This is a genomic window from Flavobacterium cheongpyeongense, from assembly GCF_003202435.1.
Lineage (GTDB): Bacteria > Bacteroidota > Bacteroidia > Flavobacteriales > Flavobacteriaceae > Flavobacterium > Flavobacterium cheongpyeongense.
This window is the reverse complement of record NZ_QJHK01000012.1, coordinates 1-14,683: the sequence shown is the minus strand read 5'-3', so window position 1 is coordinate 14,683 and position 14,683 is coordinate 1. Positions and strand designations below refer to the sequence as shown.

At 33.1% G+C, this 14,683-nt stretch carries 16 protein-coding genes; 11 read left to right on the top strand and 5 right to left on the bottom strand.

What is annotated here, in order from left to right:
- Positions 1–39: 39 nt before the first annotated feature.
- Together DMB65_RS13690 and DMB65_RS22160 are read right to left on the bottom strand one after the other, a co-directional pair.
- Positions 40–447 (bottom strand): hypothetical protein, encoded by a 408-nt coding sequence (locus DMB65_RS13690; RefSeq protein WP_230470682.1) that lies wholly within the window; start codon positions 445–447, stop codon positions 40–42.
- A gap of 184 nt (positions 448–631) precedes the next feature.
- The gene (locus tag DMB65_RS22160; protein WP_165834939.1) at positions 632–793 is read right to left on the bottom strand and encodes a hypothetical protein; all 162 of its coding nucleotides are present in this window, start codon (positions 791–793) and stop codon (positions 632–634) included.
- Positions 794–1,071: 278 nt separating this feature from the next.
- Here DMB65_RS22160 and DMB65_RS13685 point away from each other — a divergent pair, with 278 nt between their 5' ends.
- Positions 1,072–2,412, top strand: coding sequence for an FAD-dependent oxidoreductase (locus DMB65_RS13685; RefSeq protein ID WP_110307205.1), 1,341 nt, complete (start codon positions 1,072–1,074; stop codon positions 2,410–2,412).
- A 59-nt stretch (positions 2,413–2,471) separates the two neighbouring features.
- On the opposite strand, the gene DMB65_RS13680 is transcribed toward DMB65_RS13685, so the two are convergent.
- On the bottom strand, positions 2,472–3,989 hold the full coding sequence (locus tag DMB65_RS13680) for a helicase HerA-like domain-containing protein (RefSeq protein WP_110307204.1): 1,518 nt from the start codon (positions 3,987–3,989) through the stop codon (positions 2,472–2,474).
- A 379-nt stretch (positions 3,990–4,368) separates the two neighbouring features.
- Between DMB65_RS13680 and DMB65_RS13675 the strand changes: the two genes are divergently transcribed.
- The 8 genes from DMB65_RS13675 to DMB65_RS13640 all read left to right on the top strand — a co-directional run bounded on the left by DMB65_RS13675 (position 4,369) and on the right by DMB65_RS13640 (position 10,887).
- Positions 4,369–5,193, top strand: a complete 825-nt coding sequence (locus DMB65_RS13675; protein ID WP_110307203.1) for a MotA/TolQ/ExbB proton channel family protein — start codon at positions 4,369–4,371, stop codon at positions 5,191–5,193.
- A 54-nt stretch (positions 5,194–5,247) separates the two neighbouring features.
- On the top strand, positions 5,248–5,877 hold the full coding sequence (locus DMB65_RS13670) for an ExbD/TolR family protein (RefSeq protein WP_110307202.1): 630 nt from the start codon (positions 5,248–5,250) through the stop codon (positions 5,875–5,877).
- Positions 5,878–5,896: 19 nt separating this feature from the next.
- Positions 5,897–6,475, top strand: coding sequence for an ExbD/TolR family protein (locus DMB65_RS13665; RefSeq protein WP_110307201.1), 579 nt, complete (start codon positions 5,897–5,899; stop codon positions 6,473–6,475).
- A gap of 31 nt (positions 6,476–6,506) precedes the next feature.
- Positions 6,507–7,310 carry an energy transducer TonB gene (locus tag DMB65_RS13660; protein ID WP_110307200.1) on the top strand — a complete coding sequence of 268 codons (804 nt, stop codon included), beginning with the start codon at positions 6,507–6,509 and terminating at the stop codon, positions 7,308–7,310.
- The gene (locus tag DMB65_RS22445) at positions 7,310–7,540 is read left to right on the top strand and encodes a hypothetical protein (protein WP_110307199.1); all 231 of its coding nucleotides are present in this window, start codon (positions 7,310–7,312) and stop codon (positions 7,538–7,540) included. The genes DMB65_RS13660 and DMB65_RS22445 overlap by 1 nt, the downstream gene beginning before the upstream one ends.
- Before the next feature lie 4 nt (positions 7,541–7,544).
- Positions 7,545–8,468, top strand: coding sequence for a PstS family phosphate ABC transporter substrate-binding protein (locus tag DMB65_RS13650; RefSeq protein WP_110307198.1), 924 nt, complete (start codon positions 7,545–7,547; stop codon positions 8,466–8,468).
- Positions 8,469–8,483: 15 nt separating this feature from the next.
- Complete coding sequence (locus DMB65_RS13645) at positions 8,484–10,151, top strand: tetratricopeptide repeat protein (RefSeq protein WP_110307197.1); 1,668 nt, start codon at positions 8,484–8,486, stop codon at positions 10,149–10,151.
- A 103-nt stretch (positions 10,152–10,254) separates the two neighbouring features.
- On the top strand, positions 10,255–10,887 hold the full coding sequence (locus DMB65_RS13640; protein WP_110307196.1) for a 7-carboxy-7-deazaguanine synthase QueE: 633 nt from the start codon (positions 10,255–10,257) through the stop codon (positions 10,885–10,887).
- A 28-nt stretch (positions 10,888–10,915) separates the two neighbouring features.
- Here the strand turns inward: DMB65_RS13640 and DMB65_RS13635 are convergent, their stop codons facing one another.
- On the bottom strand, positions 10,916–11,461 hold the full coding sequence (locus tag DMB65_RS13635; RefSeq protein ID WP_110307195.1) for a YfiT family bacillithiol transferase: 546 nt from the start codon (positions 11,459–11,461) through the stop codon (positions 10,916–10,918).
- A 16-nt stretch (positions 11,462–11,477) separates the two neighbouring features.
- On the bottom strand, positions 11,478–12,185 hold the full coding sequence (locus DMB65_RS13630) for a class I SAM-dependent methyltransferase (protein WP_110307194.1): 708 nt from the start codon (positions 12,183–12,185) through the stop codon (positions 11,478–11,480).
- A 73-nt stretch (positions 12,186–12,258) separates the two neighbouring features.
- Here DMB65_RS13630 and DMB65_RS13625 point away from each other — a divergent pair, with 73 nt between their 5' ends.
- Both DMB65_RS13625 and DMB65_RS13620 read left to right on the top strand, forming a co-directional pair.
- Positions 12,259–12,753, top strand: coding sequence for a YkgJ family cysteine cluster protein (locus tag DMB65_RS13625; protein ID WP_110307193.1), 495 nt, complete (start codon positions 12,259–12,261; stop codon positions 12,751–12,753).
- A gap of 109 nt (positions 12,754–12,862) precedes the next feature.
- Positions 12,863–14,098 (top strand): ABC transporter permease, encoded by a 1,236-nt coding sequence (locus DMB65_RS13620; protein WP_110307192.1) that lies wholly within the window; start codon positions 12,863–12,865, stop codon positions 14,096–14,098.
- Positions 14,099–14,683: the final 585 nt, after the last annotated feature.

Here is a 14,683-nt window from a genome sequence, read left to right as displayed (position 1 = left end):
ATAAAGGTTCAAAGGCTTTAAAACTCTGAACCTTTATATTTATTTATCAAGAATGTATTTTCCCATCACGACATCTCTTGCGTATATATCAAGATTAATATTAAGAGCTTTATTAGTGGTCATGATATTTGTAGTCTGATATATTTTGTCTTTTTGATAGGTTTTCAACAGTGTTTCTAATTCTATCTCGTCATGAAATGCAAATAAATTATAAACGGCATCTCTAAAGTTTCTGAAATTGATGGTTTCCGTTATTTGCTTTGTTTTTTGTTCATCCCATTTTTCTTTGTTAGCAGTTTCGTTTATTTTATTTAGACAATAATCAACAAAATAAGTTTTGTAATGCGCTGCTTCGATGATATCATTGACAATAATTGCATTTTGCTGGGTTGGCATTTGTACAGCTGTTGTGTATTTTTGAGAAATACCAATGTACGGTATAAACATAAGGAGTGATAAAATTAACAGAGTTCGTTTTTTAATGTTTTTCATAGGCGATGCAACGTTGTAAACCAGGGTGGTTTTGTATTAAAAAATATTTTGGAGGTACTAAAATAATATTTTTTTTGGATGGATCATCAGGTTCGGTCGTTACAAGTTGTAACAAAAAAATGCTTAGATGAATTTTTATTTAGTTTGAAACATCACTCATTTTAATAAATTCAGAAAAGTAGTTTGTTTTAATATTATTCGATTCTTCAGCAATAATACTGTAATAGACATCATCTTTTACTTTTTCCTTCAGAATCGATGTACTTAAAAGAATATCTGTTTGTAATATTTCACTATTCATAGTACTATTTTTTAAGTAAAATTAATTCTTTTCGGATTTTTAATAAATCATTAAAAACCAGATCTTGTTATGAAAACGAGTATCGCATGAGGGATAGCAGCGGTATCCTTTTGTGAAGAGAAACGGAGCAAAAGATATAGTGAATAGCCCGACCCGGCTTTTTCTGACGGGACATGCTTTGATGAATAGTATGCTCGAATGCTAAATATTTGGTTTATTTGTAAGCTCTTGTATATTTATTACTTATTTTTACGACCTTATTATTTAGATTTTTCTTGATGCAAACTCCACTAAAAATTGCTGTTGTAGGTTCTGGACTGGTAGGATCCTTATTGGCAATTTATCTTAAAAAAGCAGGTCACACCGTTCATGTTTATGACCGTAGCCCTGATATTCGCAAAATAAATTTTTCAGGACGTTCGATTAATCTCGCCATGTCAAACAGGGGCTGGAAAGCACTAGATGCTGTAAACATAGGTGATTCGGTTCGTGAAATCGCTATCCCGATGGATAAACGTGCCATTCATTTGGTCGATAAACTCAATTTTCAGAACTATGGGCAGGAAGGCGAGTCTATTTATTCGATTTCCAGAGGAACATTAAACCGTAAAATGATTGACCTGGCCGAAGAAGCCGGAGCTGAGTTTTATTTTGAGGAAAAAATCTGGGATGTGACGCTAAGTGATGCAACTTTACATATAGGTGAAACAGAAAGAGGGGAGTGGGAAGAGAAAAAATATGATATGGTTTTTGGAGCGGATGGCGCCTTTTCCAGAATTCGTCACAGAATGCAGCGTCAGAGCATGTTTAATTATTCGCAGGAATTTTTGAATATGGGGTATAAAGAATTGAATATTCCGGCAAATGCAGATGGTTCACATAAACTGGATAAAAATTCTTTTCATATCTGGCCACGAGGTGAATATATGCTGATTGCACTTCCTAATTTAGACGGAAGTTTTACCTGCACATTATTTATGCCGTTTGAAGGAGAAAATTCGTTTGCGTCATTAACTGATCGAAAAATGGTGGAAGATTTCTTTACGAAAAACTTCCCGGACTCCATTGAAGTAATTCCTGAATTAGCAAATGATTTCTTTAAGAATCCAACCAGTACTTTGGTCACCATGAAATGTTTTCCATGGACGTATGAAGATAAAATTGCTTTAATTGGTGATGCCTGTCACGCCATTGTTCCTTTTTATGGACAAGGAATGAATGCTGGTTTTGAAGATATCACGGTTTTACACGAAATGATTCAAAAATACGGAAATGACTGGAAAACCATTTTTTCAGAATATCAGATCTCCCGAAAACCAAACGCAGATGCGATTGCAGAGCTTTCATATCGCAATTTTATGGAAATGAGTACAAAAACTGCCGATGAAAAATTCTTGCTGCAAAAGAAAATCGAAAAAGTATTCTCTGATAAATATCCTGAGAAATGGATTCCGCTTTACAGCCGTGTAACATTTAGTGATCGTCCGTATGCAGAAGCTTTGGCAATCGGAGATTTCCAAAATGGAATTATGGAAGAGATTTTAAGAATTGAAAATATCGAAAACATCTGGAATACTCCTGAGGTTGAAAATAAAATATTGGAATTGCTCAATAAATAAGCTGCAATAAAAGGTCAATATCAAAAATCAATTTTCAGTTTTTGATATTGACATGATATCTATTTCTTTAAAATTTTTGATAAAACACCAAAAACACCTCTTATAAAGGTAGCGCTTGTAACGACTTTAAGAACAGATTTTGTAACTACTTCTGCAGTACTCGGTTCCGTTTTTGAAGATTTTTCAGGGTCTTTTTCTTCCTGTTCGCTTGCCGCTTGAGTTGCTGCTTCAATTTTTTTGTTTAGAATTTCGTAAGCACTTTCACGATCTATTTCTTCACTATATTTTTTTACTAATTTGGATTTGCTGTTTATTTCTTCAATTTCATCAAAAGTCAAAATGTCCATTCGGCTTTGAGGGGCACGCATCATAGTGGCTACAAGTGGTGTCGGAACTCCTTTTTCATTCAAAGCGGTCACCAACGCTTCACCAATTCCTAAACTGGTAAGCAGTTCATCAGTTTTGTAATAATCGGATGTTGGATAATTGTCGGCCGTTTTTTTAATTGCCTGACGGTCGTTTGCTGTAAAAGCCCTGAGGGCATGCTGAATTTTTAATCCTAATTGTGCCAAGACGCCACTAGGAACATCCATTGGGTTTTGAGTAATAAAATAAACACCAATACCTTTCGAACGAATCAGTTTTACAATAGTTTCAATTTGATCTAAAAGTGCTTTGCTGGCTTCGCTAAAAATTAAATGTGCCTCGTCAATAAAAATCACCAGTTCCGGTTGTTCTGCGTCTCCTTTTTCAGGCATTTGCTGATAAATTTCAGCTAGTAAACTCAGCATAAATGTAGAAAACAACTTTGGTTTGTCCTGAATATCCGTTAACCGTATGATGTTTACATACCCTTTTCCGTTTTCATCAATTCGCAGTAAATCATCAATTTCAAAAGATAATTCTCCAAAAAATAAATCGCCTCCCTGTTGTTCCAGTTCAATGATTTTTCTCAAAATCGTTCCGGTAGTAGAAGTGGAAATTTTACCATAGCTCTCTTCGATTTCCTCTTTACCTTCTTCTGTAATATAATTGATTACTTTTTTGATGTCTTTTAAATCTAATAAAGGCATTTTGTTATCATCACAATATTTAAAGATTACTGCAATAACACCAGATTGTGTGTCGTTTAAGTCAAGAATTCTTGAAAATAATACTGGACCAAACTCTGAGACTGTGGCTCGCAAGCGAACACCATTTTGTTTAGATAATGACATTAATTCAACCGGAAAAAATGTTGGATTATAAGGTATGTTTATTTTAGTGTGTCTTTCTGTAATAAAATTTTCTTTTTTCCCTTCTTTTGCAATACCGCTGAAATCCCCTTTTATGTCCATCATTAAAACAGGAATTCCGGCATTTGAAAGCTGCTCAGAAAAAACCTGGATAGTTTTTGTTTTTCCTGTTCCGGTAGCACCCGCAATGAGACCGTGACGATTTAAAGTTTTTAGAGGAATCTTTACATGAGCAGCAGCTATAGCTTCTCCGTCAAGAATGGCACCTCCTAGAATAATAGAGTCGCCTTTAGATGAATATCCTTTGTTTATATCTTCAATGAAACTGTCTTTTTTGTTCATTTTTACTTGTAATTTAGATGATTATAAGAGTATTGTTTAGGTTTTTATTACTATTTATTGTTTTTTTTTAACAGGAAAAGCACCTTTTTTAACTGAAAATAATGTAAAAAATAATTTCGCAACATTTTAAGAAGATCATCAAGGAATGTTTGAATATTTACTAAAACGTTGTAATTTTTACATAAATTAAGTCATTTTTTGTTTTATCAAAAAAATGATGTGAGCAATTTAATGAGAACTTTTTTAAAATCAAGTTAAATTTGCTTCAATTAAATTAAAAAAAGTTTTTTTATTTAAACTAAACGTATAAATTTGCTACCCTACAAGTTAAATATAACTAAAAATAAAAATTATTTAAAACTATTAAAATTAAAAAAAAATGGCAAACGTTAAAGTTAAAAAAGAAAGCACTTCGAATGGGGGAGGAATGATTACAGGGATCATTATTGTGGCTTGTATTTTAGTTGGGGTGTTTATTTGGAAAGTAATTATGGGAGATTCTTCTAACTTTGAGGGAGGTAATCCAGAAACAGGTCATCCAATTAATACATTAGGACAAGTTTATAAAGGAGGTTTCATTGTACCGGTATTATTAGGTATGTTTTTAATGGTTGTTGTTTTTTCTATTGAAAGATTTATCGTTATTTCTAAAGCAGCTGGGAAATCAAACCTGGATAAGTTTATGAAAAGTGTTCAAGGTAGCATTAAAGAAGGAAACATTGAGGCTGCTATTGCTTCATGTGACAAACAACAAGGTTCAGTTGCAAATGCAATTAAATCTGCTTTAATTAAATATCAGGATGTTAAAAAAGAAGGATTCAATAGTGAAGAAGCGGCAGAAGTAATCCACAAAGAAATTGAAGAGGCAACTTCATTAGAAATGCCAATGTTAGAGAAAAATATGACTATCATCTCTACTTTAGTATCATTAGGAACATTAGGAGGATTATTAGGAACTGTATCTGGTATGATTAAAGCGTTTGGAGCATTGGCTTCTGCTGGTACTCCGGATCAGGCTGCTCTTGCAACAGGTATCTCTGAGGCACTTATCAATACTGCAACAGGTATCTCTACTTCTATCTTAGCAATTGTTTCGTACAATTTCTTTACTGCTAAAATTGATGATTTAACTTACTCTATCGATGAGGCTGGTACTACAATTGTAAATACGTACAGAAAATTCAGAGGAAGTTTGAAACAATAATTAATTTTTGAAATTAATAATTAGAATTAATTATCAAAATAAAATAAAAAGAGAATGGCTAAAATAAAAATGAAAAAAAAGTCAACATCGACAGATATGACTGCCATGTGTGATGTTGCGTTCCTTTTGCTTACGTTCTTTATTTTGACCGCTACCGCCAAAGTTCCGGAAGCACTTCCTGTAGATACACCTTCTTCTGTAGCACAAACTAAATTACCAGATACAGATTTGGCTATTATTACAATAGGTAAAGGTAAAGATGGTAAAAGCAAGGTATTTTTTGACATCAAGGGACGAGATATTCGTAAAAAAACTCTTGAAGGGATGGGAGCAAAATTAGGGGTGAACTTTTCAGAAAAAGATCAGGAGAATTTTTCATTGATGGATGATTTTGGTGTGCCACTTGCAAACCTGAAGCAAATTATTGATATGAAAGCTTCTGAGAGAAGTAAGGCAAACCAACCAGGTATTCCTTTAGATTCTTTAGATAATCAACTAAAAGAATGGCTTTTGGTTTCAAGAAGAGCTACAATTGATCTTCATGATAAAGAATTGCAGATTGCTATAAAAGGTGATGCAAAAGAACAATATCCAGCTATTAGAAAAATAATGGATATTTTGCAAGATCAAAAAATCAACTCTTTTAATCTGGTTACAGGTATGAGAGCTAGAGATGACTTTTAATTAAAAAATATACACTAAAATGGCTGAATTAAATACCGGCGACGGTGGTGGCGGGAAAGGTGGCAAAGTAAGAAGTAAAAAACAAAACTCAAAAGTCGATTTAACGGCAATGGTAGATTTGGCTTTCTTACTAATCACATTCTTTATGTTGACCACAACGTTGTCAAAACCTCAATCGATGGATTTGTCGTTGCCAGATAAAAATACTGATGATACACCAATAGATGATACTAAGGTAGACGAAAACCGAACGATGACAGTGATGTTAGGAGCTGATAATAAAATGGTTTATTATATGGGGTTACTGGCTTCACCAAAAGTTGGACCTAAAGATATTGGATATGGTAAAGATGGTATACGTAAAGAACTGTTAAAACAGAAGAGAAATGTTCTGGCTTACTCTACTGCAAAAGGTAAGCCTGATCAGGGTATAATTGTGATCATTAAACCAACAAAAAAATCCAATTACCGTAATTTGGTTGATATCTTGGATGAGATGGCGATTTCAGAAGTAGATACTTATGCTATCGTGCCTGAGTTTACTCCAGAGGAAGCGAAGTTGGTAGATAAAACACCAGCTGTAGAAACACCACAGTAATTTTGTTGAATACCTTAAATAATCAAGAAAAATGAAATTAGATATAATTAAAAATCAGTGGCTTGATATCGTATTCGAAGGACGAAATAAGATATATGGTGCATACGAACTAAGAAAATCAAATACTAAAACAACAGTAAGAGCCCTTATTGTTGGTTCTGTAATATTTAGCTTAGCTGTTGCTGCTCCTCTCATTGCTAGTCTTTTACCAGAATCTGATGATGAGTCAGTAGATAACGATATTAAAATTACTGCGGTAAAATTACCTCCTAAGAAAAAAGAGGAGTTAAAACCAAATTTGCCACCACCTCCACCACCACCTCCAAAAGTAGATCAGGTGAAATTTGTAAAGCCTGTTGTCGCTAAGGCTGAGGAAGTTACCGAAGATCCGCCAAAGATTGTGGATCTTAAGGATAAAAAAGTTGGTTCTGAAACTATTAAAGGTGATCCGGATGCAGTTTTAACAGTTGATGAGCCGGTTGGTAAAGGTCCGGTTGCAGAAATCGTACAAGAAGATAACAACGTATATAACACAGCTGGTATTGAAGTAAAACCGGATTTCCCCGGAGGTATGGAAAAATTCTACAAATTCGTAGGAAACAACTATAGAACTCCTGAAGAAGAAGGCTTGAAAGGTAAAGTTTATGTTACGTTTGTAGTTGAAAAAGATGGTTCATTAACAGATATTAAAGTTTTAAGAGATATTGGTTACGGAACAGGAGCTGAAGCTGTAAGAGTACTAAAAAAATGCCCAAAATGGACTCCTGGAGAACAGAATGGGAAAAAAGTAAGGGTACTTTACTCTCTGCCAATTACAATTCAATCTGCGGAGTAATGTTAAAGAATATAGTTGATAATATTATGAAGAAATCGCTCAAAGAGCGATTTCTTCTTGTTTTAGGAATATTGTTTTTTTTAATTTATCTTGTACTGGGTTTAATGATTATGTTTTGGGATATGCTCCCCCTAAACATGGATCCTTTATATAGATACGCATTTGGTGTCTTGTTAATAGTATACTCAGCGATACGATTTTTGAGGTTAATAAATTCTAATACCGAGTAATTGCATGTTAAAGAATGTTAAAATTTTGGGTTTAATCGTTTTTATTTTGTTGTTTGCAATGTGTAATCAAAAAAGTAAGACTGATTCTGGTGAGGAAACAATTTTGAAAGGCAAAATTGAAGTTACTGTTGATGAAACAATAAGACCGATTGTTGAAGATCAGATTGCGGTATTTGAAGGTACATATTATGATGCAAAAATAGTACTTAAATCTAAGTCGGAGGCAGAGCTAATTAATGATCTGTTGAATAAAAAAACCAATGTAGTTATTACAGCAAGGGATTTAACTCAGGCAGAAAAAGAAAAATTTATAAAACTGAAGATAAAACCAAGGGTCACACCATTCGCTACAGACGCCATTGCTTTTATTTCTAACAAAAACAATAATGACACTTTGATTGCGTTGAAGTCAGTAATTGATTTTATGAAGGGTATTCCAACCCCAAAAATAAAAGGTCTTGTATTTGATAACCCGAATTCTAGTACGGTACGGTACATAAAGAATTTAGCAAAAGTTAAGGATATACCTGCTGAAGGTGTTTTTTCATTTAAAACAAATGAAGAAGTTATAAAGTTCGTATCTGAAAACGATGGCATGATTGGAGTCGTTGGTGTTAATTGGCTATCTCAGCCTTCTCCGAAAATGCAGGATATTATTCATAATTTAAATGTTTTATATGTTAAAGGTTTAAAGGATGACAACTATTATAGTCCAACTCAGAATGATATAGCAGAACAAAAATACCCTCTGGCACGTGAATTGTATATCATCAATTGTCAGGGTTATACAGGATTAGGAATGGGCTTTGCGTCATTTATTGCCGGAGATATTGGGCAGCGTATTGTTTTAAAGTCAGGTTTAATGCCAATTAAAACCCCTGGTAGAAAGTTGCAGATTAGAAATCGAATTATAAATGATAAGGAATAATTAATTACAAGAAAGATGAATAAATTTAAAATTTTTAGTCTTGCCGTAGTTGCTTCAGCTTCTGTAGCAAAAGCGCAAGACATTAAAGAAGCAAAAAAAGCAATTGATGCAGAACAATTTCAAAAAGCAAAGTCTTTGCTTAAGTCAATCATCAAAGCTAAACCTTCTGATGGAGAAGCTAATTTTGTTTTAGGGAATATATATTTAAATGAAAGTGTTGTTGACTCAGCTAAGATTTACTATTTAAATGGTTTAGAGGCATCTGATAACAAGAACCTAAATTATATTGGATTAGGTCAACTTGATCTTGATCAGAAAAATACTGCAGCAGCTCAGGCTAATTTCGGTCTTGCGACAAAAGATATGAAACGTAAAGATGTTGAAGAGTTTATTTATATCGGTCGTGCATATATTAATTCTGAGAATCCTGATTACAATAATGCTATCGCTGTTCTAAAGCGTGCTTTGGCTCTTGAACCACAAAATGCAACAGCTCTTTTAGCAATTGGAGATGCATACTATGGTGCAAATAATCAAAATGATGCTTATAAAGCGTATCGTGATGCCTTTACGGCAGATCCAACACTTTTAAGAGCAAAAATGCAATTGGGGGTTTTGTTAAAGGGGGCTAAATCTTATGATGAGGCTATTAAATCGTTTAATGAAGTTATTGCTTTAGATGCTAATTATGGACCTGTTTACAGAGAGTTGGCTGAAACGTATTACAAATGGGCAAGAAACAAGCCATCAACTGCAAAGGTGAATTTACAAAATGCAATTACAAATTACGAAAAGTATTTAAGTCTGACAGACTATTCGTTAGATTCTAAAATGCGTCATGCGGATTTCTTAATCTTAGTTAAAGATTATAAAAAACTTGAAGAAGTGGCGAACAAAATGATTGCAGAGGATAAAGTAAATCCTAGAATTTTCAGATATTTAGGATATGCCGCTTACGAAAATGGTAATGCTGATGTAGCAATTAAATCCATAGAAGATTTTATAAAAGTACCAACAAATAAAGTAATTGGCAGGGATTATTTGTATTTGGGTTTATCCAAAATAAAAAAAGGTACAAATGCAGAAGGTGTTGTTGATCCTGCAGCTTTTGATGCTGGTTTTGCAGATATTAAAAAAGCAATCGAATTGGAGCCACTAGTTGTAGAAGAGCTGGCGGATTTTGGAAAAGCTTTGTTTGGAAAAAAACAGTACACTCAAGCTGCTGCAATTTTTCAACTTGGTGCAAATAATGCAGAATCGAAAAATTATCTTGATGATTCAGTTTATTATGGTATTTCTGTTTATTATGGTAATGCTGGCAAAACTGCTGAAACACGTGATAAAGTTGCATTACAGAATGCAGACGCTACTTTTGATAAAATTTTAGTTGCTTCACCTACGTATGATGAGGCTTACGTATACAAAGGGAGAATTAACAGTCTTTTAGATAAGGATGATATGATTATCAAAAATTACACTGAGTACGTGACTAAAATGACGGCTAAAGGTGCTGAGGAGATTGCTAAACCAGCAACTACGAAAAAAATAATTGAGTCTTACAACGCAATAGGTGCTGCTTATGCTAATACCGATAAAGCGAAAGCTGTTGAATATTTCAACAAAACGTTAGCATTAGATCCAACAAACTCTTATGCTTCTCAATCTGTAAAAGCATTAAAATAATTAAATTGTTTTAAGAATATATTCAAACCGACAGTTCGCCTATGAACTGTCGGTTTTTTTGTTCCGTATTTAATTGACTATCTTTGCATTTTAAAATAAAATAATGTTATCAAAAGAAATACAATTAGAAGTAAATAAAGGAGCAATGTTGCCTTTAATGGAAGAATTTTATACTATCCAGGGAGAAGGATTTCATACGGGTACAGCGGCTTACTTTATACGAATTGGAGGTTGCGATGTAGGTTGCCATTGGTGCGATGTAAAAGAAAGCTGGAATGCAGAATTGCATCCGCCGACAAATGTCGATTTAATTGTAAAAAATGCTTCAGCTTATGCTGATACTGTTGTCGTAACAGGTGGAGAGCCTCTAACATGGGATATGAGTTTGCTTACTGGCAAATTAAAAGACAAAAATTTAAAAGTTCATATTGAAACTTCAGGGGCTTATCCCTTATCTGGTTCCTGGGATTGGATTTGTCTTTCTCCTAAAAAGAATAAACTACCAACTCAAACCGTTTATGAGAATGCGGATGAGCTAAAAGTAATTATTCACAATAAACATGATTTTATTTTTGCTGAAGAACAGGCAGACTTGGTAAATGAGAATGCAATTTTGTTTCTTCAGCCTGAATGGAGTAAAAAAGAAGAAATGACACCTCTTATTGTTGACTATGTTATGAACAATCCAAAATGGCGTGTTTCACTTCAGACACATAAATATTTGAATATACCATAAAAAACTCTTCAAATGAAGAGTTTAAGGATTATTTCCAGTTTTTATATTTCTTTAATGATGTTATGTGTGCTAGGTGATGATTGCCATGCCATGCATACAGTCCGATCATTTGTTTTATTTTTATCTCAGAATTATTTTCCGGATGTATGAAAGACTTCTCTAAGTCAGTTTTAGATAAGTTTTTAAGAATATAAGCTATTCTAAAGTGTAGCCCATCTAATAAATTTAGTGTTGATTCAATTGGCATTTGTAAATTATCAGGAAGTTCACACCATAATGTTTCATCGTACGCTTTTATCAGAGGGTTATTTTCGGTCAGAGCCCACTTGATTCTGATATAACAATGCATATGACTTTCGGCGCAATGATGAATTACCTGACGAACAGTCCAGCCTTCTGGTCGATACGGAGTGTCAAGTTCTTTATCGCTTAGATGGAGGGTTTCTTTTTTTAGTCTTTCAGGGAAAGTTGCTATTTCGTTAATTTTATTCGCAATGTACCTACTAGTATATTCTGCAGGCGTCTCAAGTTTTCCTATTGGGTATTTTAATTGCTCTAAATTAAATTCTTTCATCGTATCTTTTTTTATGTTAGACAGTAAGTTTCGCTAAATAATCATAATGTTCACCTTCTAAAATAAGCTCACATTTTAGTCCATTTGCAATCGCTGCATTTTGTAGTGTATTGTAATCCAGATACAACCAGTCGAAAGAATCTTCTTTTTCACCTTTATAGGAAATAGTAAAAGTAAGTTCCCCGTAATATTCTTTATCTGAAGGAATCCATTTTCCGCCATCTTCATCTTCATCAAACATATAAATAATATCAGAACTGTCTATTAATATTTGGCCACCTGGATTTAACAGTGATTTTAATTTAGATAAATACTTATTGCAGTTTTGAAGTTTTCCAAAAATTCCCGTTCCATTCATTAAAAGCAGGATAGTGTCGAATTTTTCTCCTTCTAAATCTAATATATTTTGAACTCTGGTGTTTTTTAACCCTCTTAGCTTACAGGTTTCGATTGCTTTTTCAGAAATATCAATCGCAATAACATCTAAATTTCTATCGTTTTGTAATGATAAACTATGGCTTCCTGCTCCGCAACCTACATCCAAAGTTTTTCCAAAAGCTAATTGCAAAGCTTTTTGCTCTAATTTTGGCATTTCATTGTAGGAACGAAATAAATATTCTGTACTCATTTCATCTTCGTCAGAAATCGAGGTTTCTGTGATAATATCCTCAGGTGAATTATTGGTTTGAAAATCAAACATAGCTTTTCCAAAAAGATCTTTCATTCTAATTTAGTTCAAAGTTTAAGGTTTCAAGTTTAAAGTTGTTTAATTTTGCAGTCAACTTTAATTAATAAACTTGAAACAAATTTTAAATAGCTTAAATAAGTTAGCCAAAGATAAGCATATCGACAACAAAAAGTATTTTGATAAGCTTAAAAAGAAACAGCCCAAAAATTTAGATTATGTTATGCAGGATTTGCATGATGCTGAATTTAAAAAAACGGATTGTCTGCAATGTGCGAATTGTTGTAAAACAACCGGACCTTTGTTTACTTTGGCAGACATCGAGAGAATTTCGAAATCTTTCAGGCAAAAACCGCAGCAATTCATCGAACAATATCTTCGAATTGACGAGGACAAAGACTATGTTTTAAAAAGTGTTCCCTGTACTTTTTTGGATAATGAAAATTATTGTATGATTTATGATGTGCGTCCAAAAGCCTGTCGTGAGTTCCCGCATACTGACCGGAAAAAATTTTATCAAATCGCTGATATTACCCTGAAGAATGTTGAAATTTGCCCCGCTGCTTATAATATTGTAGAAGAAATGAAAAGGAACCTGCCTTTATAAGTACTTAAATAATCTGTAATTGTTTTTTATTGCAATTTGTTTTGCTTTTTTAAATGTACTTTTGAATAAGACAAGTTAAACGGACTTAATAACCAATAAGACACTCATATTGAATTTAGAATATTTCATCGCTAAAAGACTTATAACTTCTAAAGATTATAAAAGCAGTATTTCAGCTCCTATTATTAAAATTGCCATTTCAGCTATCGCCATTGGTATTGTTATGATGTTGGTTTCTGTTGCAACCGGAATAGGTCTGCAGCAAAAAATACGTGAAAAAGTATCTGCTTTCAATGGTCAGATCATTATTTCAAATTATGATAATAATAATTCTGAGGTAACATTGATTCCGGTTTCTAAAAAACAGGATTTTTATCCCCATTTTAAATCGGTTCCAGAGGTAGCTCATATTCAGGCAATCGCCACCAAGGCCGGAATTATTCGAACCGAAAAAGCTTTTGAAGGAATTATTTTTAAAGGTGTAGGATCAGATTATGATTGGAATAATATAAAAGAGTATTTAGTTGAAGGGAAACTGCCGGATTTTTCTAAATCATTAAATGAAGATGTTTTAATTTCAAGATTTCTAGCAGATCGATTAAATTTGAAAATAGGAGATAGTTTCAATACCTTTTTTATTAAAGAAGAACAAGGTAAAATGCCAAATAGCCGGCGATTCAAAATCACAGGTATTTTTAATTCTGGTTTTCAAAATTTCGACGCTACATATCTAATAGGTGATATTCGTCACATTCAAAGGATTAATAAATGGTCACCTGATCAGATTGGTGCATTCGAAGTTTTTGTAAAAGATTTCAATAATATCAAAACTACAGGAGATCAAATTTACGATCAGACTTCATCAAATTTAGACTCGAAAACTATAATTGAAAAATATAGTTATATTTTCGACTGGCTTCAGCTTTTTGATTTTAATATTGTTGTTATTCTCGCTATTATGATTTTGGTGGCAACAATAAATATGGTAGTTGCTTTATTAGTGCTCATTTTAGAACGCACACAGATGATTGGAATTCTAAAATCATTAGGCGCTAACAATTGGGCCATTCGTAAAATATTTTTGTATAATGCTTTCTATCTAATAATAAGGGGGCTCTTTTGGGGAAACCTAATTGGGATTTCAATATTGCTTATTCAACAGTATTTTGGAGTTGTTCAGTTAAATCCTGAAAATTATTACGTCAACCAAGCCCCCGTTTATATAAATTGGGTATATATAATCTTATTGAATTTAATGACGATCGTAATTTGTTTTGTGGTGTTGTTAATTCCTTCTTATATCATAACAAAGATTTCTCCAGTCAAAGCTATTCGTTTTGATTAACCATATAATATTCACGCTTTACAACCCGAGAGTTTTTTTAAAACCTTTCGGGTTTATTTTTATGCATATATGATGAGTAGAAATTACACTATTATGTAAAGAGTTTTTGTCAGCATAAGAAAGACAAAGCCTTTTGGAATTTATTATTGAGATTTGGGATTTGTAATAATCAGGAGCTTATTCCCGCTATACACTGCAATCTTTTGCTTTTTAAAGTAAAAAGCAAAAGGATTTTCGTTTCTATCGGGGCTATGGCATCGTTTTTCAGAAGAAATATTCCGTGATTGTATAAATATAGAAAGAAACTTTGCGTCTTTGCGACTCTGCGGGAACCGAATAAAAGGAAGGAAGGCCAAAGCGCCTTAGAGACGAAACCGGTAAAAACAATCAAAATCAGGAAAAATAGAACATAGATTCAAAAAAAAATGCATTATAAAAACTTTCATATCAGTAATTTAAAAAAAAAGATGGAAAAAATATAATAACCCCCCTTGTAAATGTAAATAAAGGTTGTAGTTTTGCACCCGCAATAGCGACAGGCGTTCTTTTAAATAGTGACAAGCAAACGAATTTGAGTTGAAAAAA

What these genes read in the sequence shown, in the direction of transcription:
- DMB65_RS13685 (WP_110307205.1), top strand. Translation starts at nt 1,072, where the DNA reads ATGCAAACTCCACTAAAAATTGCTGTTGTAGGTTCTGGACTGGTAGGA.
- DMB65_RS13640 (WP_110307196.1), top strand. Translation starts at nt 10,255, where the DNA reads ATGTTATCAAAAGAAATACAATTAGAAGTAAATAAAGGAGCAATGTTG.
- DMB65_RS13675 (WP_110307203.1), top strand. Translation starts at nt 4,369, where the DNA reads ATGGCAAACGTTAAAGTTAAAAAAGAAAGCACTTCGAATGGGGGAGGA.
- DMB65_RS13660 (WP_110307200.1), top strand. Translation starts at nt 6,507, where the DNA reads ATGAAATTAGATATAATTAAAAATCAGTGGCTTGATATCGTATTCGAA.
- DMB65_RS13635 (WP_110307195.1), bottom strand. Translation starts at nt 11,461, where the DNA reads ATGAAAGAATTTAATTTAGAGCAATTAAAATACCCAATAGGAAAACTT.
- DMB65_RS22160 (WP_165834939.1), bottom strand. Translation starts at nt 793, where the DNA reads ATGAATAGTGAAATATTACAAACAGATATTCTTTTAAGTACATCGATT.
- DMB65_RS13670 (WP_110307202.1), top strand. Translation starts at nt 5,248, where the DNA reads ATGGCTAAAATAAAAATGAAAAAAAAGTCAACATCGACAGATATGACT.
- DMB65_RS22445 (WP_110307199.1), top strand. Translation starts at nt 7,310, where the DNA reads ATGTTAAAGAATATAGTTGATAATATTATGAAGAAATCGCTCAAAGAG.
- DMB65_RS13665 (WP_110307201.1), top strand. Translation starts at nt 5,897, where the DNA reads ATGGCTGAATTAAATACCGGCGACGGTGGTGGCGGGAAAGGTGGCAAA.
- DMB65_RS13630 (WP_110307194.1), bottom strand. Translation starts at nt 12,185, where the DNA reads ATGAAAGATCTTTTTGGAAAAGCTATGTTTGATTTTCAAACCAATAAT.
- DMB65_RS13645 (WP_110307197.1), top strand. Translation starts at nt 8,484, where the DNA reads ATGAATAAATTTAAAATTTTTAGTCTTGCCGTAGTTGCTTCAGCTTCT.
- DMB65_RS13690 (WP_230470682.1), bottom strand. Translation starts at nt 447, where the DNA reads ATGTTTATACCGTACATTGGTATTTCTCAAAAATACACAACAGCTGTA.
- DMB65_RS13680 (WP_110307204.1), bottom strand. Translation starts at nt 3,989, where the DNA reads ATGAACAAAAAAGACAGTTTCATTGAAGATATAAACAAAGGATATTCA.
- DMB65_RS13650 (WP_110307198.1), top strand. Translation starts at nt 7,545, where the DNA reads ATGTTAAAGAATGTTAAAATTTTGGGTTTAATCGTTTTTATTTTGTTG.